The 20,991-nt window shown below is 65.1% G+C and carries 20 protein-coding genes and 1 tRNA gene; 12 read left to right on the forward strand and 9 right to left on the reverse strand.

Annotated elements, in window-relative coordinates:
* Positions 1 to 8 precede the first annotated feature (8 nt).
* Positions 9 to 1,139: an acyl-CoA dehydrogenase family protein gene (locus O9281_RS10760; protein ID WP_298185522.1), complete on the reverse strand. Its 1,131-nt coding sequence runs from the start codon at positions 1,137 to 1,139 to the stop codon at positions 9 to 11.
* A gap of 26 nt (positions 1,140 to 1,165) precedes the next feature.
* Positions 1,166 to 2,359: an acyl-CoA dehydrogenase family protein gene (locus O9281_RS10765; RefSeq protein ID WP_298185524.1), complete on the reverse strand. Its 1,194-nt coding sequence runs from the start codon at positions 2,357 to 2,359 to the stop codon at positions 1,166 to 1,168.
* A 208-nt stretch (positions 2,360 to 2,567) separates the two neighbouring features.
* Here O9281_RS10765 and O9281_RS10770 point away from each other — a divergent pair, with 208 nt between their 5' ends.
* From O9281_RS10770 to O9281_RS10785, 4 genes are all read left to right on the forward strand, one after another.
* Complete coding sequence (locus tag O9281_RS10770) at positions 2,568 to 3,095, forward strand: DUF3617 domain-containing protein (RefSeq protein ID WP_298185527.1); 528 nt, start codon at positions 2,568 to 2,570, stop codon at positions 3,093 to 3,095.
* Positions 3,092 to 3,880, forward strand: a complete 789-nt coding sequence (locus O9281_RS10775) for an arginine deiminase family protein (RefSeq protein ID WP_298185530.1) — start codon at positions 3,092 to 3,094, stop codon at positions 3,878 to 3,880. The genes O9281_RS10770 and O9281_RS10775 overlap by 4 nt, the downstream gene beginning before the upstream one ends.
* Positions 3,881 to 4,136: 256 nt before the next feature.
* A protein-coding gene (locus O9281_RS10780) for an IS5 family transposase (protein WP_298185533.1) occupies positions 4,137 to 4,893 on the forward strand; the annotation gives its coding sequence in 2 pieces (ribosomal slippage) (positions 4,137 to 4,471 and positions 4,470 to 4,893; 759 coding nt in all).
* A gap of 219 nt (positions 4,894 to 5,112) precedes the next feature.
* A complete protein-coding gene (locus O9281_RS10785; protein ID WP_298185536.1) occupies positions 5,113 to 5,727 on the forward strand; it encodes a LuxR C-terminal-related transcriptional regulator in 615 nt (204 codons plus the stop codon).
* Between the two features lie 216 nt (positions 5,728 to 5,943).
* Here O9281_RS10785 and O9281_RS10790 read toward each other — a convergent pair whose 3' ends face one another.
* Positions 5,944 to 6,606: an extensin family protein gene (locus tag O9281_RS10790; RefSeq protein WP_298185537.1), complete on the reverse strand. Its 663-nt coding sequence runs from the start codon at positions 6,604 to 6,606 to the stop codon at positions 5,944 to 5,946.
* Positions 6,607 to 6,755: 149 nt separating this feature from the next.
* On the opposite strand from O9281_RS10790, the gene O9281_RS10795 reads away from it, so the two are divergent.
* From O9281_RS10795 to O9281_RS10815, 5 genes are all read left to right on the forward strand, one after another.
* A complete protein-coding gene (locus O9281_RS10795; protein ID WP_298185539.1) occupies positions 6,756 to 7,316 on the forward strand; it encodes a ferric reductase-like transmembrane domain-containing protein in 561 nt (186 codons plus the stop codon).
* A gap of 2 nt (positions 7,317 to 7,318) precedes the next feature.
* Complete coding sequence (locus O9281_RS10800) at positions 7,319 to 7,639, forward strand: PepSY domain-containing protein (protein ID WP_298185541.1); 321 nt, start codon at positions 7,319 to 7,321, stop codon at positions 7,637 to 7,639.
* Between the two features lie 119 nt (positions 7,640 to 7,758).
* On the forward strand, positions 7,759 to 8,886 hold the full coding sequence (locus tag O9281_RS10805) for a phosphoserine transaminase (protein ID WP_298185544.1): 1,128 nt from the start codon (positions 7,759 to 7,761) through the stop codon (positions 8,884 to 8,886).
* 128 nt (positions 8,887 to 9,014) lie between these two features.
* Complete coding sequence (gene serA, locus O9281_RS10810; protein ID WP_298185546.1) at positions 9,015 to 10,598, forward strand: phosphoglycerate dehydrogenase; 1,584 nt, start codon at positions 9,015 to 9,017, stop codon at positions 10,596 to 10,598.
* 28 nt (positions 10,599 to 10,626) lie between these two features.
* Positions 10,627 to 11,748, forward strand: a complete 1,122-nt coding sequence (locus O9281_RS10815; protein ID WP_298185549.1) for an ATP phosphoribosyltransferase regulatory subunit — start codon at positions 10,627 to 10,629, stop codon at positions 11,746 to 11,748.
* Here O9281_RS10815 and O9281_RS10820 read toward each other — a convergent pair.
* On the reverse strand, positions 11,745 to 12,572 hold the full coding sequence (locus tag O9281_RS10820) for an alpha/beta hydrolase (RefSeq protein WP_298185590.1): 828 nt from the start codon (positions 12,570 to 12,572) through the stop codon (positions 11,745 to 11,747). The genes O9281_RS10815 and O9281_RS10820 overlap by 4 nt on opposite strands.
* 342 nt (positions 12,573 to 12,914) lie before the next feature.
* Here O9281_RS10820 and O9281_RS10825 point away from each other — a divergent pair, with 342 nt between their 5' ends.
* Entirely contained in the window at positions 12,915 to 14,204 is a 1,290-nt protein-coding gene (locus tag O9281_RS10825; protein WP_298185551.1) for an adenylosuccinate synthase, read from the forward strand.
* A 6-nt stretch (positions 14,205 to 14,210) separates the two neighbouring features.
* Here O9281_RS10825 and O9281_RS10830 read toward each other — a convergent pair whose 3' ends face one another.
* Together O9281_RS10830 and O9281_RS10835 are read right to left on the reverse strand one after the other, a co-directional pair.
* Positions 14,211 to 15,146: a cyclase family protein gene (locus O9281_RS10830; protein WP_298185553.1), complete on the reverse strand. Its 936-nt coding sequence runs from the start codon at positions 15,144 to 15,146 to the stop codon at positions 14,211 to 14,213.
* A gap of 13 nt (positions 15,147 to 15,159) precedes the next feature.
* Positions 15,160 to 16,776 carry an acyl-CoA synthetase gene (locus tag O9281_RS10835; protein ID WP_298185556.1) on the reverse strand — a complete coding sequence of 539 codons (1,617 nt, stop codon included), beginning with the start codon at positions 16,774 to 16,776 and terminating at the stop codon, positions 15,160 to 15,162.
* A 218-nt stretch (positions 16,777 to 16,994) separates the two neighbouring features.
* Between O9281_RS10835 and O9281_RS10840 the strand changes: the two genes are divergently transcribed.
* Both O9281_RS10840 and O9281_RS10845 read left to right on the forward strand, forming a co-directional pair.
* The gene (locus O9281_RS10840) at positions 16,995 to 18,002 is read left to right on the forward strand and encodes a winged helix DNA-binding protein (RefSeq protein WP_298185559.1); all 1,008 of its coding nucleotides are present in this window, start codon (positions 16,995 to 16,997) and stop codon (positions 18,000 to 18,002) included.
* A 54-nt stretch (positions 18,003 to 18,056) separates the two neighbouring features.
* Positions 18,057 to 18,132: transfer RNA gene (locus O9281_RS10845), tRNA-Val, on the forward strand.
* A gap of 222 nt (positions 18,133 to 18,354) precedes the next feature.
* Here the strand turns inward: O9281_RS10845 and O9281_RS10850 are convergent.
* Genes O9281_RS10850 through O9281_RS10860 form a run of 3 tightly spaced genes read right to left on the reverse strand, consistent with a single transcriptional unit; the run spans position 18,355 to position 20,587 of the window.
* Positions 18,355 to 19,899: a recombinase family protein gene (locus tag O9281_RS10850; RefSeq protein ID WP_298185561.1), complete on the reverse strand. Its 1,545-nt coding sequence runs from the start codon at positions 19,897 to 19,899 to the stop codon at positions 18,355 to 18,357.
* A complete protein-coding gene (locus tag O9281_RS10855; protein WP_298185563.1) occupies positions 19,896 to 20,342 on the reverse strand; it encodes a DUF2924 domain-containing protein in 447 nt (148 codons plus the stop codon). The genes O9281_RS10850 and O9281_RS10855 overlap by 4 nt, the downstream gene beginning before the upstream one ends.
* 2 nt (positions 20,343 to 20,344) lie before the next feature.
* Positions 20,345 to 20,587 (reverse strand): DUF3489 domain-containing protein, encoded by a 243-nt coding sequence (locus O9281_RS10860; RefSeq protein WP_298185567.1) that lies wholly within the window; start codon positions 20,585 to 20,587, stop codon positions 20,345 to 20,347.
* Positions 20,588 to 20,991 lie beyond the last annotated feature (404 nt).

Below are 20,991 nucleotides of genomic sequence, written 5' to 3' on the forward strand. Positions count from 1 at the left end.
GCAGGAGGTCAGGCCGGGTAGGTCAGCGCTTCGAACCGGTCGAGGTGATGGTCGATCGAGCCGAACTGGCCTTCGATCATCGTGCCCCGCTTGAAGTAGTGGCCGATCGCCAGTTCCATGGTGATGCCGATGCCGCCATGGGTCTGGATCGCGTTCTGGCCCACGAACTTCAGGCTCTTGCCGACCTTCGCCTTGGCCATCGAGACGGCGGCCTTGCGGGCTTCGGGGGCCTCGTCGAGCTTCAGCGTGCCCATCAGCGCCATCGAGGAAACCTGTTCGGCTTCGACGAACATGTCGCTCATGCGGTGCTGGAGGACCTGGAACTTGCCGATCGGCTGGCCGAACTGCTTGCGCTGCTTGGTGTATTCGACCGTGCTGTTCACCATGGTGCGGGCAATGCCGCTGGCCTCGGCGCAGACGGCGACAGTGGCTTCGTCGACCACGCGCTCGATCAGGTCGATTCCGCCGGTCAGCAGGGCTTCGCCGGGGATCGCCACGTTCTCGAAGTAGACTTCGGAGGCCATGAAGCCATCGACCGTGGGATAGTCGCGCCGGGTGATGCCGGGGCGGTTGGCCTCGATCAGGAATAGCTCCACCCCGGCGCGGTCACGGCGGCCACCGCCGGTGCGGGCGGTGACGAGCAGGTGGGTGGCCCAGGGGGCGGCATAGACCACGCCCTTGTGGCCATTGAGCACATAGCCCGCGCCATCGGCCTTGGCCGTGGTGCCGATGTCTGCCAGGTTATAGCGGCCCTGCGGCTCGGCATAGGCGAAGGCGATCACGCAATCGCCGCTGATGATCGCGGGGATGGTCGCTTCGGCCAGCGCGCCGCCGGCATGCTTCAGCGCGCCGCCGCCGATCACGACGGTCTGCAGCCACGGCTCGATCGCGATTACCTTGCCGAACTCTTCCATCATGATCATGTTCTCGATCGCGCCGCCGCCCATGCCGCCGTGCTCTTCGGCGAAGGGCGCACAGGTCAGGCCCAGCTCGGTGGCGATCGCCTTCCAGATGCCGGGATCGCGCCCTTCAGGGCGAGTCAGCATCTTCTTGCGGCTTTCGATGTCATAAGTATCGGCCAGGAACCGCGCGAGGGTTTCGCGCAGCATGCCCTGCGTTTCGGTGAAGCTCAGATCCATTTTCTGTTTTCCTTATCGCGCGTTGCTTAGAGCCCAAGCACCATCTTGGCGATGATGCCGCGCTGGACTTCGTTCGAGCCACCGTAAATCGTAGTCTTGCGTACGTTGAAATAGCTGGGGGCGGTACGGTGCGCCCAGTCGGGACCGATCGGGTGCTCGTTGTCGCCCTCGCCAAAGCCGCGGAAGTAGGGCGCGCCATAGTGGCCGGCCGCTTCGAGCGCGAGTTCGGTGATCCGCTGCTGGATTTCCGAACCCTTGATCTTCAGCACCGAGCTTTCCGGCCCCGGCCCCTTGCCGGCAGCTTCGCCCGCCAGGGTGCGCAGTTCGGTATATTCGAGTGCCGTCAGGTCCATTTCCAGTTCGGCCACCTTGCGGCGGAAGAACGGGTTCGCCAGCAGCGCGCGCTCGCCATCCATTTCGGTGGTGGCGATTTCCTTGATCTTCTCGATCCCGCGCTTCGATCCCGCAACGCCGGCAATCCCGGTGCGCTCGTGGGCGAGGAGGAACTTGGCGCAGGTCCAGCCCTTGTCCTCTTCATAGACGCGGTTTTCGATCGGCACGCGCACATTGTCGAGGAACACCTCGTTCACTTCGTGCTCGCCGCCGAGGGTGATGATCGGGCGGACTTCGATGCCCGGCGACTTCATGTCGATCAGCAGGAAGCTGATGCCTTCCTGCTGCTTCACGTCGGGATTGGTGCGGACCAGGAAGAAGCCCCAGTCAGCATGCTGGGCCATGGTGGTCCAGGTCTTCTGGCCGTTGACCACGTAGTGATCGCCATCGCGCTCCGCCTTGGTGCGCAGCGAGGCCAGGTCGGAACCGGCGCCGGGCTCGGAATAGCCCTGGCACCACCAGTCCTCGCCCGACAGGATGCGGGGCAGGAACTTGGCCTTCTGCTCGGGCGTGCCGAAGGTGTAGATCACCGGGCCGACCATCGACAGGCCAAAGGGCATCAGCCGGATGCAGTCGGCGCGGGCGGTTTCTTCGGAAAAGATGAAGCGCTGGGTCGGGGTCCAGCCGGTGCCGCCGTATTCCACGGGCCAGGCCGGGGCGACCCAGCCCTTCTTGTGCAGCACGCGGTGCCAGGACAGGAAGTCTTCCTTCGAAAGCTCGTCGCCCTCGTCCTGCTTGCCGCGCAGTTCGGCGGGATAGTTCTCGGCGATGAAGGTGCGGACCTCGTCGCGGAAGGCCAGGTCCTCGGGGCTGAAATCGATATGCATGGGCCTCATCCTCAATTGTGCTCTTGCCCGCAGTTTGGCGCGGTTTTGCGCGGGGGGCAAGGATCGGTTGCAGGCCAGGACCAAAGTCCGGGGCGGGGCGGGCCGGTTGTCGTTACGGCAAGCTGGCCTTGGCCGGATCGCGGCGCGGTTGGCAGGGGGCGGCGCAATTGTTAGCAAGGTGCCCTTACCGCCACCGGAGGTGCCAATCATGCGCCGAATCGCCCTTACGCTCGCCCCCTTCCTGCTGCTCGCCGCCTGCGGCCAGGAACCCGCCAAGCAGGACCCGAACGCGGCTGCCGCCGCTGCCGCCGCCAATGCCGCCCAGCCCCAGCCGGGCCTTTACCGGGTGACGATGAAGGTCAACGACATCAGCTTTCCCGGCATGACCGGGCCCATGGCCCAGCAGGCCAAGACGATGTTCGGCGATACCGGCCATGTCAGCGAGTTCTGCCTGACCCCGGATGAGGCGAAGCGCGGCCGCGAGGAATTCTTCAAGCGCACCGCCGAGGGCGATTGCAAGTACGAGACGTTCAGCGCCACCGGCGGCTCGGTCGCAGCGGTGATGGTCTGCCAGACCGGCCAGGGCATGACCGCCCGCAGCGAGATGAAAGGCACTTTCAGCACCACCCGCTCCGACCTCTCGCTCAAGACGCAAAGCCAGATGCCCGGCGCACCCGGCGGCGGCATGACGATGGACGCGCAGATCGCGTCCGAACGGATCGGAGACTGCCCTTGAGCCACCCCTTCCGGTTTGACCGCGCCATTTCGCGCCGCCCCGGCGCCTCGGTGGTCAAGGGCCTGCGCGCGGGGGGTGGGCCCGATCCCTCACTCGAGGGCGTGCTGGCCGAACATGCCGCCTATGTCGCCGCGCTGGAGGCGGCTGGCCTTGTCGTGACCCTGCTCGATCCGCTGGAAGAGTTCCCCGACGCGATCTTTGTCGAGGATCCGGCGCTGGTCTTTCCGGACTGCGCGGTGCTGCTCAACCCCGGCACGGAGAGCCGCGCGGGCGAGGGGGCCTTCCTGCGCCCCAAGCTCGAAGCGATGTTCGAGCGCGTGCTGACCCTGCCCGAAGGCCATGCCGATGGCGGCGATGTGCTGGCGATGGTCGATGCCGTCTATATCGGCCTCTCCGCCCGGACCGACCGCGCGGGTGCCGAGGCGCTGGCCCGCCTCCTCGAAAGTACCGGCCGCCGCGCCGTGGTGGCGCAGACGCCGGCGTCGGTCCTGCACCTCAAGACCGCCAGCTCGATCGTCGACGAGGAAACCATCCTCGCCACCCGCGATCTTGCCGCCAGCGGCGTCTATGCCGGCTACCGCGTGCTGGAAATCCCGGACGGGGAAGAGGCCGGCGCCAACGTGCTGCGCGTCAACGACACGATCCTCGCCGGCAGCCGCTTCCCGCGCATCCTGGACCTGCTGGATGGGCATGGGGCCAGGGTGGTCTGTCTGGAAAACAGCGAGATCGAGAAGATCGATGCGGGGTTTACGTGTATGTCGCTGCGGTGGTTGGTGGGTGGGTGAGCTGGGCGATGATGAGAGGTGTTGGGGGTTTTTCAACTGTCACCGCAACTCTTGGAGTTCAAGTAACCTTGCATGGGGGGGTGAAGGGGCCTTCCATTCGATTGGCATTCACAAATGCAATTGCTGTCCCCAACGCGCCTTTGAATTCACTGTGTTCATCGCAATGTGCTTGTTAGGATCCAAACCCAATCAGCCTCTTGAAAATCTGCGCGCGCATTGATTCAGGGAGTCTCCGCTGAGGCAGGAGGTTCTGAAAATGTCGCGTTTGTTGTTCTGGTTGTCGGATGAAGCGTGGGCTGTGATCGAGCCGCACTTACCGAAGAACCAGCCTCGAGCGCGACGTGTCGATGATCGCAGGGTAATCTCGGGCATCATTCACATGCTCAAGTGCGGCGGCCGCTGGGCGGATTGTCCTTCAGAATACGGCCCTTCGACGACGGTCTATAATCGCTGGAACCGTTGGAGCCGCCGGGGCATCTGGACGCGCATCCTGGCGGCGCTGACGGAGGAAGGCTGGATTGCGGAGACCGGCCAGATCGACAGCAGCTACATCAAGGCCCACCGCTCTGCCGGTGGCGCAAAAGGGGGCGCGGGCCAATGCCATTGGCATCTCGCGTGGGGGCCGGACGACGAAGATCCACGCGCTTGTCGATGTCCTCGGGCGACCACTCCGCCTCATCCTGACGCCGGGCAACACATCTGACGTGAAGGGCGCAGACCTACTGATCGGTGAAACTATCGGCATGAAGCGGGTGATCGCCGACCGTGGCTACGACGCGAACCGCATCAGGGCCGCCTTGCGAGAGCAGGGCACGATCCCGGTGATCCCCGGACGGCGCAACCGCAAGCGCCCGATCCAGTATGACGAACGCCGCTACAAGGACCGCTGGCGGGTCGAGGCCATGTTCTGCCGCCTCAACGACTTCCGCCGCATCGCTACCCGCTACGATAAGCTCGCCCGCAACTTCCTATCCGCCGTAAGCCTCGCCGCTGCCGTCGCCTTCTGGCTCTGAACGAGGCTGGAACCTAGGCCCAGGGCGGGCGCGTCGGCGCGCTGGTAATGAGCATTTTTGACGATTTTTCGGACCGCAAGGACTTGCGAACGCGGCCATGCCACCCAAATTTCCGCGATAGATCCGAAAATGGCAGCGACTGGCACTGGCTATTTTCGGTCAATACGGTATTTGGTCTATGTCTCCGCACTGGTTTGGGGGCCGATTGGGGCAGGTACAATGCGTTTCGGTGAACTTGAAGCACCTCTGCCTGCGCTGATCGAACTCAGCACCATGGCCATGTGCGTTACCAATCCGCGCCTGCATGATAACCCCGTGGTCGCCTGCAACCAGGCCTTCACCGACCTTACCGGCTATCGGATCGAGGATATCATCGGGCAGAACTGCCGGTTCCTCTCGCGCGCCGATCCGCATCCCGAAATCGCGAAGAAGATCGGGATCTCGGTGCGGGAAAAGCGCGGTGTGCTGTTCGAGGTGGTCAATTACAAGAAGGACGGTACCCCGTTCCGCAACGCGGTGATGGTCGCGCCGATGTTTGACGAGAATGGTGAGGTCAGCTTTTTCCTCGGCTCGCAGGTCGAAGTGCATGAGCCGCGGCTCGATAGCGTGCTCAGCGAACGCAAGCAGGCCGCGCAGCAGCGGCTCGAAGGCCTGACCCCGCGTCAGCGCGAAATCCTGGAGCTGATGGCAGCGGGTCAGCTCAACAAGCAGATCGCCTTCGCGCTCGACCTGTCGGAAAAGACCGTGAAGATGCACCGGGCCTTGTTGCTCCAGCGGTTGGGTGTGGCCACATCCGCCGATGCCGTGCGGCTGGCGGTCGAGGCGGGGTTCTAGCCTCAGAACCCTGTCACAAGTGCTGCGGGCTAAAGTCCGTATGGCCCAGGCCCCTGTTTGAGGGCATTTTTTCTCACGAGACAGCAAAGGCGTCTCCGCCTTGTTCCGGTGGCCTCCCAACCACCCCCTCCCAAGGGCTATCGGAGCAAGCGAGGAAGCAGGCCCGGACACTGGTCCCGCCGACCGTACCGGGCCTGCTTCCCCTCCCTTTCCCGATCAGCGGCAGAATCCGCTTCCCGACAGTTCGACGTGGAAATGGTCGCGGTGTGCCAGGTTGTATTCCGGGCCCAGCACCGTGCCGAACCGCTTGCAGGCACTCTGGTGCACCACGGCCAGGAAGCGGCGCTCGGCAGAAGTGCCGCCCTGCCAGTGTTCGCGCACCCCGATCCGGCGCCCGTCTGCCAGGATGAAGGCGGCGACGTCAATTGCGCTGGCGGTGGCATGAGCGCTGCGCCGCTCGCTGCCGGCCACGTTGCGGCAGGAATAGCTGCCCATGGTCTCGATCCGCACCAGCGGACTGCCCAGGATCTGCCGGGCCGCCCGGTCGACGCCGAACCGCGCCCAGCCGGCCAACGTGTCGGCCAGCGGGCAGGTGACCGGGCCAAGGTTACTGAGTTGCACGTGCGCATCGTCGCTGCGCAAGCTGGTCAGGCGCACCGTCCCGATGGTCGAGCAGCCCGCGCCGAAATACTGGTCGGGCAGGGGGGTAAAGCTGGCGCGGGTAAAGCTCAGCTCGGCCAGGCACTGGCGCGTTTCGGGGCGGGGCGTGAACGCCGCACTGACCGGAAGGCTGATCGCGGCGCGCTTGGGCGCCTGCGGAATCTCGAGGCAGGCGGAGAGCAGGGCCAGTGCGGGCAGCAGGGCAAGGGCTTTGCGCATGATCGCCCTTATCGCCCGATTATGGTTAAGGATTCCTAACCCGCACCGAGTCCGTGGCGCTTCGCGTGTACTGGGGCTTGCCAGCGAGCGGGCGGGCGGCTATCGCGCAATTAATGCGAACGATTATCAATAGCGCCAGATTCGTTTGGGTGATCTTAGCCCTGCCGGCGCTGTTCCAGCTGCACGGCTGGTGGACCGGCGCGATCGACACGATGGACATGCTGCACCCCACGGGTGAAACCAGCGCGCGCCTGATGATCGCGGCCATGCTGATCGGACCGCTGGCCGGTGTGCTTGGCCCCCGGCGCTGGCTGCTGTGGCTTCTGGCGCGGCGTCGCGCGCTGGGCGTGGCGGCCTTTGCCTATGCCGTGCTGCACCTGGTGTTCTATGTAATCGACATGGGCAGCCTCGACGCGATTCTGGGTGAGTTGCCGATCGCCTCGATCTGGACCGGCTGGCTGGCCCTTGCGCTGATGCTGCCAATGGCGCTGACGAGCAACCAGCGATCGATGCAGTGGCTGCGCGCCGCATGGAAGCGGGTGCAGCAGCTGGCCTATCCGGCCGCCGTGCTGACCTTGATGCACTGGTGGTGGGTGCATGATGGCGCTGATGCCGCTGTTGCCCACTTTGCCCCGCTTGCCTTCCTCTGGCTGGTGCTGGCCCTGCGCCGGCTGCGGCCGAACCGTCCTTTCCCCCAAGCAGGAGTTTGATCATGCGTTCCCTGTTCATTGCCGCCGCTTTCGGTCTTGCCAGTGCCACTGCCCTTTCCCTTTCCGCCCCCGCCGAGGCGACCGGCAAGGTCAAGTGCCAGGCTGGCCCGCAGTCGGGCTGGAAGAATGTCGAAGCGCTGAAGGCCCAACTGGTCCGCGAAGGCTGGAAGGTGACCAAGGCCAAGGTCGATGGCGGTTGCTACGAAGTCTATGGCGTGCTGCCCACCGGCGAGAAGGTTGAAGCCTATTTCCATCCGGTCAGCTTCGAAAAGCTCTATGTCGCCCAGCGCGGCAAGGTGCTGTTCCGCAAGCAGGGCTATTGATTACAATGGCTTAACGGCCATGTAGTTTTGCGCGATTGACAAGCCCGGGGCCGCCTCTATGTGCGGCTCCGGGCCACGCGGTCCCAACGCCGCGCGTGCTCTCTGCAAGGAGAGACTACATGACTGCCACGATTCCGGCTCGCAAGCCTGCGCGCCCGTACTTTTCTTCCGGTCCCTGCGCCAAGCCGCCGGGCTATTCCCTCCACAAGCTGGCTACCGAATCGCTGGGGCGTTCGCACCGCGCCAAGATCGGCAAGACGCGCCTGCAGTACTGCATCGACCTGATGCGCGAAGTGCTCCAGCTGCCCGATACGCACCGCATCGGCATTGTCCCCGGCAGCGATACCGGCGCCTTCGAAATGGCGATGTGGACCATGCTGGGCGCACGCGGCGTTACCTGCCTCGCCTGGGAAAGCTTCGGCGAAGGCTGGGTGACCGATGCAGTCAAGCAGCTCAAGCTCGAACCCAAGGTCCACCGCGCCGACTATGGCCAGCTGCCGGACCTCTCGAAGGTCGATTTCGCCGATGACGTGCTGTTCACCTGGAACGGCACCACCAGCGGCGTGCGCGTGCCCGATGGCGAATGGATCCCCGCCGATCGCGAAGGCCTGACCTTTGCCGACGCGACCAGCGCGGTCTTTGCCTATGGCATTCCGTGGGACAAGATCGATGTCGCCACCTTCTCGTGGCAGAAGGTGCTGGGCGGCGAAGGCGGCCACGGCGTGCTGATCCTCGGCCCGCGTGCGGTCGAGCGGCTGGAGGAATACACCCCGGCCTGGCCGCTGCCCAAGGTCTTCCGCCTGGTTTCCAAGGGCAAGCTGGCCGAAGGCGTGTTCAAGGGCGAGACGATCAATACCCCCTCGATGCTGGCCGTCGAGGACGCGATCTTCGCGCTCGAATGGGCGCGGGGCCTGGGCGGGCTGGAAGGCCTCAAGGCCCGCTGCACCGCCAATGCCGATGCGCTGAACAAGATCGTCGCCGACCGCGACTGGCTGAGCCACCTGGCCGAGGACAAGGGCATCCGTTCCAAGACCTCGGTCTGCCTCTCGGTCGAAGGCGCCGACGCGGACTTCATCAAGGCGATGACCGGCCTCCTCGAGAAGGAAGGCGCGGCCCTTGATATCGCCGGCTACCGCGATGCCCCGCCGGGCCTGCGGATCTGGTGCGGTGCCACGGTCGATGCCGCCGATATCGAGGCGCTCGGCCCCTGGCTCGACTGGGCCTACGCCGTGACCAAGGCTGCCTGACCAGGATTTAGGAACCCGTCACCCTGAACTTGTTTCAGGGTCCATTTCTCCGTCCAGACCATCGCTCTCGAACGTGCGATGGATGCTGAAACAAGTTCAGCATGACGATGTTGTGATTGGATAATTCAATGACCAAGCCCCGCGTACTCATTTCCGACAAGATGGACCCCAACGCCGCCCGCATCTTCACCGAGATGGGCTGTGACGTGGATGTCATCACCGGCGAAACCCCCGAACAGCTGATCGCCCGGATCGGCGATTACGATGGCCTCGCCATCCGCAGCTCGACCAAGGTGACCAAGGAAGTGCTCGCCGCCGCAAAGAACCTCAAGGTCGTCGGCCGCGCCGGGATCGGTGTCGACAACGTCGATATCCCGGCCGCTTCGGCCCAGGGCGTGGTGGTGATGAACACCCCCTTCGGCAATTCGATCACCACCGCCGAACACGCCATTGCGCTGATGTTCGCCCTCGCGCGCCAGATCCCGGAAGCCAATGCCCAGACCCAGGCCGGCAAGTGGCCGAAGAACGATTTCATGGGCGTCGAAGTGACCGGCAAGACGCTGGGCCTGATCGGCGCCGGTAACATCGGCTCGATCGTCGCCAGCCGCGCGCTGGGCCTGAAGATGAAGGTCGTGGCCTATGACCCGTTCCTGACCCCGGAACGCGCGGTCGAGATGGGCGTCGAAAAGGCCGATCTCGATACCCTGCTGGCCAAGGCTGACTTCATCACGCTGCACACGCCGCTGACCGAGCAGACCCGCAACATCCTTTCGGCCGAGAATCTCGCCAAGACCAAGAAGGGCGTGCGGATCGTCAACTGCGCCCGCGGCGGCCTGATCGACGAGGCAGCGCTCAAGGCGGCGCTCGACAGCGGCCATGTCGCCGGGGCCGCGCTCGACGTGTTCCAGACCGAACCGGCCAAGGAATCGCCGCTGTTCGGCACGCCGAACTTCATCTGCACCCCGCACCTCGGCGCTTCGACCAACGAGGCCCAGGTCAACGTGGCGCTGCAGGTGGCCGAACAGATGGCCGATTACCTGGTCAACGGCGGCGTTACCAACGCGCTCAACGTGCCCTCGCTCTCGGCCGAGGAAGCGCCGAAGCTGAAGCCCTACATGGCCCTGGCCGAACAGCTGGGCAGCCTGGTCGGCCAGCTGACCACCGGCGCGATCCCGCGCATTTCGATCCATGCCGAAGGCGCGGCGGCCGAACTCAACATCAAGCCGATCGTCGCGGCGGTGCTGTGCGGGTTCCTGCGCGTCCAGTCGGACACGGTGAACATGGTCAACGCCCCGTTCCTCGCCAAGGAGCGCGGGATCGAGGTGCGCGAGGTCCGCACCGAGAAGGAAGGCGATTATCACACCCTGATCCGTGTTTCGGTCAAGACCGACGCGGGCGAACGCTCGGTGGCCGGCACGCTGTTCTCCAACCGCGAACCGCGCCTCGTTGAACTGTTCGGGATCAAGGTGGAAGCCGAACTCGCCGGCCACATGATGTACATCGTCAACGAGGACGCCCCCGGCTTCATCGGCCGGATCGGCACCCTGCTGGGCGAAGCGGGCATCAACATCGGCACCTTCAACCTTGGCCGCCGCGAGGCGGGCGGGGAAGCCGTGCTGCTGCTGAGCGTCGACAGCCGGGTGCCGGGCGAAGTCATTGCCGCCGCCCGCGCCGTGCCCGGCGTGAAGCGGGTCATGGCTCTGGCGTTTTAAGGCTCAATCGGGCAACGGGATCGGCGCTATGCAAGATACCGACCGCGACCTGTTGCCCGAAGGCCTGGAAGATCGCCTGCCCCGCGATGCGGCTGCTGCTGCCCGCGTGACGCGCGCCGTGCTCGATGTCCTGGATAGCCACGGCTATGACCGGGTCCAGCCGCCGACGATCGAATTCGAAAAGTCGATGGCCAGCCGCATGGCCGGGGTCCAGCCGCGCCGGATGTTCCGGTTCGTCGATCCCGCATCCTTGCGCACCCTTGCCCTGCGCAGCGACATGACCGTGCAGGTCGGCCGGATCGCGGCCACGGCACTAGCCCAGCAAGCGCGGCCGCTGCGGCTGTGCTATGCCGGGCAGGTCGTGACCATCAAGGGCGATGGCCTCGACCCCACGCGCGAGCGGCTGCAACTGGGTGCCGAGCTGATCGGCAGCGACAGCGTGGCTGCGGCGGGCGAAGTGCTGGCCGTGGCGCTGGAAGCGCTGGCCGCCGCTGGAGCCAGGGGCATTTCGGTCGACTTCACCTTGCCGGACCTGGTCGATACGCTGGCTGCGAAAGCTTTGCCGCTGGCTGCCGACAAGATCGAGGCGGTGCGGCGCGAACTGGATGCCAAGGACGCGGGCGGGCTGGTTGCCGTCGGCGGCGCGGCTTACTTGCCGCTGCTCTCCGCAATCGGGCCGTTCGATGCCGCGATCGAGAAGCTGGCCGCTTTCGATACCGGCGGGGCGCTGGCCAGCCGGATCGCCGCGCTGCGCCAGATCGCCACGCGGGTGGGCGGGCAGGCGCGCCTGACGCTGGATCCCAGCGAGCGGCACGGGTTCGAATACCAGTCGTGGTTCGGCTTCACGATCTATGCCGAAGACGTGCCCGGTGCGCTGGGCCGGGGCGGGTCATACGCCATCCTGGGCGCGGGCAGCGAAACTGAACCCGCGATCGGTTTCTCGCTCTACCCCGATACGCTGATCGATGCCCTTGCTGCATCGGAACCGGCGCGTGACACGCTGTTCCTGCCGCTGGGCCACGATCTCGAAGTGGCGGCCCGGCTGCGCGCGATCGGCTGGCGCACGGTTGCCGCGCTGTGCGATGCCTGCGAGCCGGTGACGCTGGGCTGCACGCACCGGCTCGACGGCGAAGAGGTCGTGGCCGTCTAGCGGCCGAACAGCCGCTTCAGCCAGGCATCGACAATCGGCGTGGCGGGATAGTCCGCCTCGCCCAGCTTGCGGTTGATTTCCATGTGGCCGATCAGGCCGCGCCCGGCCACCTTGGCGGTTTCGGCTGGCGTTCCGGCGGCACGCAGCGCGGCGGCCAGCGGCTCGTTCTGGCGCACGGCATCGGCCCGTTCGACGTGCGGGAACAGGAAAGCCCCGGCATTCGGCCCGGCAGCGTGGCTGATCGGGGAAAGCGCCTTCTGCCGCGCCGGATCGCTGCCGAAGGCGGCGGTATAGGTCTGCACCATGCGTGGCCCGGCATCGGCGAACTGCGAGGGAATGTCATAGGCCGCGCCGTCCAGCGGGATCACGCCGTCGACATCGGCGTGGCTCAGGCCAACCGCGCGCAGGTATTGCGGATCGGTGCCGACCAGCGCCACCAGGTGCGCCCCGGCGCTATGGCCCATCAGCACGACCTTGCCGCGATCGATCCCCAGCTCGCCCGCCCGGTCCAGCAGGGCCTTCAGCGCGGCGGCCACATCGGCGGCTTGCTGTTCGACCGTGGCCTTGGGCACCAGGCGATAGTCGATCGAGGCAAAGGCATAACCCTGTGCCGGGTAATGCTCCACCTTGGCGCGGCCGGTGGCATTGTCCTTGCTCCCCTTTGACCAGCCGCCGCCGTGGACGAACATGATCAGCGGGGCGGGGCCGCGCGTACCCTTGGCCCGCCAGAAGTTCAGCCCCTGGAGCGGATCCTTGCCATAGGCGATCACCAGATCGGGCTTGGCGGTGGGCAGGGTGGCAGCGGCATCAGCCCGGCCTTCCATCCGGGCCTTCAGGCGCTCGCGCAGCCGGTCACTGGGCGCGGCCTGGGCGATGGTGGTGCCGATCAGGGCCATTGCACCGAGCGAAAGCAACAGGGTTCGTTTCATCGATTTTCACTCCGGAATTCAAATAGGGGCCCTGGGTGCTGCCGGTCTGCTTGCTGATCGGTGAACGGCCCAGTCGCAATTTGTCGCCGTCTGTCGCTGGCCCCGGTTGACACCGCGCGGGCGCGCCCCTAACCGCCGCCCCGCATCCGGAGCCACTGGTTCCCCCGGTCCATCCCTCGCGCCGAGTCCTGTCGAAGGGCGCTTGTGGGTCATCCTGGCAGGGGTAGGACTGTATTCATGGCAAACGTAACCGTGATCGGCGCCCAGTGGGGCGATGAGGGCAAGGGCAAGATCGTAGACTGGCTGGCCAGCCGGGCAGATGCCGTGGTCCGCTTTCAGGGTGGGCACAATGCCGGCCACACGCTGGTGGTGGGCGATCAGACCTACAAGCTTTCCCTGCTCCCCTCGGGCATCGTTACCGGCACGCTGTCGATCATCGGCAATGGCGTGGTGCTCGATCCCTGGCACCTCAAGAGCGAGATCGAGAAGCTTGAAGGCCAGGGCGTGGTGATCAACACCGAAAACTTCGCCATTGCCGACAACTGCCCGCTGATCTTGCCGCTGCACCGCGATCTGGATGGCCTGCGCGAAACCGCCGCCGGATCGGGCAAGATCGGCACCACCGGGCGCGGGATCGGCCCGGCTTATGAAGACAAGGTCGGCCGCCGCGCGATCCGCGTCTGCGATCTGGCGCACCTCGATGCGCTGGACAGCCAGCTTGACCGGCTCTGCGCCCACCACGATGCGCTGCGCGCCGGGTTCGGCCAGCCGCCGGTCAATCGCGCCGCGCTGCTGGCAGAGCTCAAGGAAATCGCGCCCTTCGTGCTCCAATTCGCCCAGCCGGTGTGGAAGCGGCTGAAGAAGGTGCGCAAGGCCGGCGCCCGGATCCTGTTCGAAGGCGCGCAGGGCGTGCTGCTCGATGTCGATCACGGCACCTATCCCTTCGTCACCAGCTCCAACACGGTCAGCGGCACGGCGGCCAGCGGATCGGGCCTCGGCCCGGCCAGCACCGGCTTCGTGCTGGGGATCGTCAAGGCCTATACCACCCGCGTCGGTTCGGGCCCGTTCCCGACCGAACTGGACGACGAGATCGGCCAGCGGCTGGGTGAGCGCGGCCACGAATTCGGCACTGTTACCGGGCGTAAGCGCCGCTGCGGCTGGTTTGATGCCGTGCTGGTGCGCCAGTCCTGCGCGATTTCGGGCGTGACCGGCATTGCGCTGACCAAGGTCGACGTGCTCGACGGGCTGGAAACGGTGAAGATCTGCACCGGCTATCGCCTGAACGGCAAGATTCTCGATTACTTCCCGAGCCACGCGGCTGACCAGGCCAATGTCGAGCCGATCTATGAAGAGATGGAAGGCTGGAGCGGCACTACCGCCGGGGCGCGCAGCTGGGCCGATCTGCCCGCCCAGGCGATCAAGTACATCCAGCGTGTGCAGGAACTGATCGAAACCCCGGTCGCCCTGGTCAGCACCTCGCCCGAACGCGAAGACACGATCCTGGTGCGCGATCCGTTTGTGGACTAACCCGGCTTATCGGATCGCGATCGGGTTCACCACTGCCTGCACCGTGCCCTGGAAGCGCGGCTGGCCCAGCACGAACATGAACTCGGTCGCGCCATCTGCGGCCAGATCGGCCGTGTTGACGTTCTCCAGGATATGTACGCCCGTCTTGGTCAGGAGCGTCTGGTGGACGATGAACGGGTATTCGGGGTTCTCGAAGGGGATCGCCTCCAGCGCGGCAGTATCTGCGCCCACCATGACCACGCCCAGCGAGGCGAGGTATTCGGCACCTTCCTTGCCCAGTCCAGGCTGGACGGAAATGAACTGCTTGGGATCGGTCTTGGCCAGCTTCATCCAGCCGGTGTGGAACAGCACGACGTCACCCTTGCGGATGACGACTTTGGCCGCCTTGGCTGCAGCCTCGATTTCAGCGCGATTGAAGGCCGTGCCGGGCTTGAGCTGATCCACCCCATAATGCTTGGCCATGTCCAGCAGAACCCCGCGCGTTGCCGTTGGGCGGATCGATTCGGTGCCGAACTTGGTGACCCCGTTGGGCCGATAGAAATCGCGCGCGTGGACTCCGTTGTAGTGGACCCGGTCGATCCCGATATGCCCGAACCCGTCCAGCTGGGTGCCGATCCCGACGAATGTCATCAAGACATCGTCATGCCCTGTGGCCTTTCCCTTGCCGATCGGGGCGCCTCCTCCATCGTCGATCCCCATCACTGCAACCGAATAGGATCGACCGGGCCAGACCGGGCTATCGGGCCCGGTCACGATGCCTAGGGCATAGACCTTGCCGGTCTTGACCAGCCTGGCCGCTGCCAGCGTCTCGTCTGGCGAAAGGTTGTTCATCGCCCCATGCGTGTCGTCCGCCCCATATTTCGAGGGCGCGGCGGCATTCTGAGCGAGCGCGGGCGCGGCCAGTGCCGCGAGAGCAAGGCCAAACTTGAGCAGGCGCATCATCAATCCCTTCCCTCTAGCCCGCAGCGGCGAGCGCGATTTCCTTGGCTTTCTTGTAATCTGCCTTGCCATTGGCGGCGCGCGGCACGGCATCGACCAGTACGACCTGACGCGGCAGCTTGTAGCCAGCAATACGGGTTCGGGCGAACTCGCGTACTTCGGCTTCGTTGATCGTTGTGCCTGGGCTGGCGGAGACCACCGCCACGATCCGCTCGCCAAAGCGATCGTCGGGTACGCCCACCACCAGCGCGTCCCACACGGTGTCGTGGGCTTTCAGGGCCTCTTCCACTTCCTCGGGATAGACTTTCTCGCCGCCGGTATTGATGCAGACCGAACCGCGCCCCAACAGTATCAGGGTGCCATCTGCCGCCACCCGCGCGTAGTCGCCCGGGAAGGAATAGCGCTGCCCGCGGATCGTCCGGAACGTTTTCGCGCTTTTCTCCGGATCCTTGTAGTACCCGATCGGCGTGTAGCCGCCGTTGGCGATGATCCCGATCTGGTCCGAGCCGGGGACAATCTCCTCGTTGTTCTCGTCAAACACCTTGGTGTGCTTGCCCAGGGCAAACCGGGCCGTTTCAGCCGGCGGCAAGCTGCGTGAGACCACTGACGAGCCCATCGACCCTTCGGTCGAGCCGATCGCGTCGAGAATCTCGATATCGAGGTGTTCGAGCAGTCCCAGCTTGGTCTCGGCCGAGAACATCGCGCCTGACGAGATCACGGCCTTGAGCTTGGACAGATCCGGCGCGTCACCCCGGGCCACCGCAGCACGCAGGGCGGCCAGCATCGGCTTGGCAAAGGCATCGCCCACCACCACCACGGCGCTGGCGCCAAGCTCGGCCAGGTGATGCCACAGGCGGTCCGGATCGAACCCTTCGGCGCGCACCGTGGCCACCGCGCCGCCCACGCTGTGGGAGAGGAACGCGCCCAGCCACATGCCGGTCCCGTGCATCAGCGGACAGGCCGGCAGGATCAGCGGCGCGGCCCCGGCCGCGGCCAGCTGCTTGACCATGCCCAGCAGGATTTCCGGTGCGGGCTCGATATCGGGTCCGGCATGGACCGCGAAAATCGCGCGGACGAAATCGCCCTGCCGGAACATCACGCCCTTGGGCATCCCGGTCGTGCCACCGGTGTAGAGCATGTAGATGTCGTCTTCGCTGTAATCCTGTCGCGGCAGGCGTTCATGCCCGGCGATCAGCGCCTCGAAGTCCTGTGCGCCGGGCAGGGCTTCGCCGCTTCCATCCTCGATCTGCACGAACAGCCGCACGCCGGGCAAGCGGTCGCGAATCGCGGCAAGGCGCGGGGCAAAACGGGCATCGAAGAACACCGCCTCGGCATCGGCATTGTCCAGCAGGTAAACGAGCTCGTCATCCAGGTAACGGTAATTGACGTTGACCGGCACGGCCCGGGCCTTGAACACCGCGAACTGCGCTTCAAGGTATTCGGGCGAGTTGTGGCCATAGATGGCCACCTTTGCGTCAGCTCCGATCCCGCCGGCAGCCAGGGCTGCGGCGAGCCGCGCGGCCCGCTCCTCGTATTCGCGCCAGGTGGTCTGGCTCTGCTCGCCGATCAGCGCGCGCTGGTCAGGAACCATCGTGGCGACAGTTTCAAACAGGTCGGCAAAGTGCCAGATCATCGCGGCTCTCCCAAGTCGCGGGCGGTGGGCTGCGCTAGGTGCAGACTCATCCGCTCGATCAGCCTTTGTAATGCTTTATCGACGCAGCCTGCAATCAAACGTTTTGCGGGCGCTGTGCGGTTCACGCTCGAAAGGGCCCATCCAGGAGCGGGCCTTGATCTTGACAATGTCCCTTTTTGTTCTAGTCCTGTTCAATCTGAACCAGAGGCAGCCGAATCATGCCGCAAGCCAATTTCGCCTATAACCTGCCCGCCAACGATCCGGCGGGGGTGCCGCTGGCATTGTCGATGTTTGCCGATCGCTGCCACTTGCGCGAACAGTTGCGCGAGGATGCGGAGGCGGCGGGCTTCCGCATTGCCGAGGTGGCTGAGGTGGCCGCGCTGCTGGCTGGGTCTGACGATGGGGCCGAGGCGCGGCCGCTGGGTGAGGTTGTCCTGCTCGATTGCCCGGTGGTCGATGGCGCGCGGCTGGCAGCGCTCGCCCGGCTGGACCTGCGCGCGGCCAACAGCGGGGCGCATCTGGTGGTCTCGACCACGGTTGAGGCGCTCGACGATGTGTTCGCCTGCCTCGATCAGTCTGCGCCGCAGATCCTCGTCGATCCGACCCGGGCCGAACGCGTGATCGCGCTGGGCCGGGTGCTGGCGAAGATCCCCAACCTGCGGGTGCGGGAACTGACCGAGGAGGACCGGCTGATGCTGCTGCGGCTGACCGAGCAGGTCGGCCAGATCGCCCAGCGGCTGGAACGGCTGGAGGGACCGGCGCGCCGTCCGGGACAGGCCGAGGACGACAGCGTGTTCCGCTTTGAAAGCCCGCGGCCGGGCTTTGCCGGCGCGGTGAGCGACGGTAACGAGCGGCTGGTCCGTGCGGCCCGCCCGCCGCTGCCCGAACCCCGGCTGGTCCGCCAGATCATCCGCCAGCGGCAATTGCGGGCGCGCTTCTTCGAAGGCGACCTGTTCGCCGATCCCGCCTGGGACATGCTGCTCGACCTGACCGCTGCACGCGCCGAACACACCCGCGTTTCGGTCACCTCGCTGTGCATTGCTTCGGGCGTGCCACCCACCACCGCGCTGCGCTGGATCGGGCAGATGACCGAGGCCGGGCTGCTGATGCGGGTGGAGGACGAGACCGACCGCCGCCGCGCCTTCATCACGCTGACGGACAAGGCGATCGACGCCATGGCCCGCTACTTCGCCGAACTCGGCCCGCGCGCCGCCGCGCTGGTATAGGGCTTCACAGCGTCCGCCCTTTGCGCTAGGCGCGCGGTCCTTGGCCAATTGGCCGGGCGGTTAGCTCAGTTGGTAGAGCATCTCGTTTACACCGAGAGGGTCAGCGGTTCGAGCCCGTTACCGCCCACCACGCAGTCATTATTGTTTTAAAACAATGACGTATGCGTGATATTCATTCAATTTATGAGCCACATTTCCGTGACTTGGTGCTGTTTCGAGCATCTTCGAATCGTGGCAAGAGACGCTATTGGCGTGGTGTTGACGCGCCATCCTGAGGCGAGTTCTCAGGTCGCGAATTTCGCGGTCGGAGGATGCATTGCACGAATGATGCGGGTTTGTTGTCCCCGTGGACTCAGGCGAACCCGAGCATCTCGCGCTGGCTGGCCCAGTCGATGGGCAGGTTGTTTATGCGCGCCAGGAACTGGCGGTTGAGGTGCGCGGGTTGCCGGCCGTCGAGAATGGCGGCGGTGACGTCCGGCGCGAGGTAGCTGAGCCGCAGCAGGCTGCAGTAGTACTGGCTTGAGAGACCCATGCTCGAGGCAGCCGCTTCGAGTGAGCGGTTCTCGGGATCGGCCAATGCCTTGCGCGCCTGGTGGGCACGAACGATGAGCTTGATGAGCGAGGGATCGCGCCGGGCATTTGGCCAGTCGTCCGAGGCTGTCGCAATCCGGGTCTCGCCGCTGCAGCGAACCAGCGACGCATTGACGGTCACCTGGTCTTCGATGCCGGTGAACCGGATGGCGATGCGGTCCGGATGTACCGTGATTTGCTCGATGTATTGCAGTATCACCCCGCGTGCGGGGGAGGGCGTGTCCCATTCGGCATCGGTGTGCCGATGAAGCTGATGGATAACGAGGTTCTCGATGTCACCGGCCGGAACGCGGTGAACGGGAAGCGACAGCCTCTCCTTGTCCTTGCAACTGATGTAATAGCGGTAGCGAGCCCCGTTCTTGTTGGCATGATTGGGCGACATGCGGCGTCCCTCGCTGTCCCACAGGATGCCGGCGAGCAGGCTGGGATGCTCCGCATGCACCGCATGACGGTGATCCACGCGATTGCCGGCAAGCAGGGCGCGGACCTGTTCGAAGGTCGCCGCGTCGATGATGCCCTCGTGTTCACCCGGATAGGCCTTGCCGCGATGGGTGATCTCGCCAAGATAGATCCGGTTGGCGAGCATCTGGTAGAGCGCACCCCTGCTGAAGTTCTGGTCACCGTAGATCCGGCCATCCTTCAGGGTACGTGCCTTGGTCCGGATATCCTGCGCGGCCAGCTCGGCCTGCAGCGCATAGACCGAACCAAGTTCAAGGTAGCGGGCAAAGATGTGCCGCACCCGCTCGGCTTCTTCGGGTATAATGACAAGTTTGCGATCCCTCACTTCGTAGCCCAACGGGACGACCCCTCCCATCCACATGCCACGGGCCTTGGAGGCCGCGATCTTGTCGCGGATGCGCTCGCCAGTGACCTCGCGTTCGAACTGGGCAAAGGAGAGCAGGACATTGAGGGTCAGGCGCCCCATGCTGGTCGTGGTGTTGAACGCCTGGGTCACGCTGACGAAGGAGGCGCTGCGCTTGTCCAGAACATCGACAATCCGGGCGAAGTCGGCAAGGCTACGGGTAAGCCGGTCGACCTTGTAGACGACGATGACATCGACCTTGCCGGCCTCGACGTCAGCCAGCAACTGCTGCAGTCCCGGCCGATCCATCGAGCCGCCGGAGTAGCCGCCGTCTTCGTAAAGCTCGGGGATGGCCTCCCAGCCTTCGTGGGTCTGGCTGAGGATATAGGCCGCACAGGCCTCGCGCTGGGCATCGAGACTGTTGAACGCCTGCTCGAGCCCCTCTTCGGTCGACTTGCGCGTATAGATCGCGCAGCGACGGCGCTTATGGGCATCCTGCCTCATGAGGTTTCATGCGCCTTGCGCTTCAGTCCAAAGAACCTTGGGCCCGACCACGCTGCGCCAGTGATCTCCCGGGCGATCTGGGTGAGCGAAGAGTAGCGCCGTCCCTCGAGTTCGAAGCCGTGGTCGAGCACAGTCACGCAATGGACCTTGCCATGCCAGTGACGGACCAGCCGGGTACCGGGTTTGAGTGTCCGAGTGCCCTCCACATCGATGTCTCCCTCGACAGAGAGCTGTTCGGCCAGCCGATCCAGCTCCCGCATTCTGGCGGGAGGTAGCCCCCCGAGGGTCTTCTCCTGCAGACGCCATGCGACGCTGCGCATCAGCTGGCTTCCAGTCATCCCCTCGGGCAGGGGTTGCCCCCGGTGCAGTCGCCGCCACTCGGCGCGCAGCTTGGCTGGTCGCATCGCCGCCAGCCCGGCCAGTTGCTCGTGGATCCGCGCCATGTTCAGCGCTCGATTCGCCAGGATATCTCGCCGTTGGTCCGACACTCACGGAAGAGATTGTGCCCCTTCTTTCGCAAGCCGGTCATGAAGGCGCGGGCGCTGTGTGGCAGCCAGTTGGTTGCATCGATGATCTCGGCGAGGGTTGCTCCCTTGGGGCGGGACAGCAGCTTCTGCACTGTGACAGCCTTGGTCGGGGCAGTGCGGGGCGTGCGTTCCCCAGTGGTTGGTTCTTGTTGCTCGGTCATCTGAGGCCTCCAGAGGATGCCGGCACCATGCCGGTCCCACTGCCTCAGGCTCCGCCAACACTAAGGTCCGGAGCAGCGCCTCGGTTCAGATGGCGTGCAAGCACCAATGCTCAGGTTCGAACGGAAGTCGAATGGAATGTCCGCGATCCGAAAGTTTGCTTTGGCGGGTGATTTGATCAACTCCTGCAAACCGCATCTACAAGTTGATCCTAGCGTTGGATTTAACTGTAATGCTTGAATCATAGAGCATTAGCGGCATTGGGAGCTGGACACCCGCAATAACCGTGGCTTTGGGAGTGCGATGAGCGGTTTTGCATTCGCTGGGTCGAGCGTCGGCATTTGAGCGGGCTGACGGGCATTGTTGGGGTGCCTGTTTGTCAGCCTTTCAGGTCCTTCCACGGATT

The organism is Novosphingobium sp. (genome assembly GCF_027531025.1).
Taxonomy (GTDB): domain Bacteria; phylum Pseudomonadota; class Alphaproteobacteria; order Sphingomonadales; family Sphingomonadaceae; genus Novosphingobium.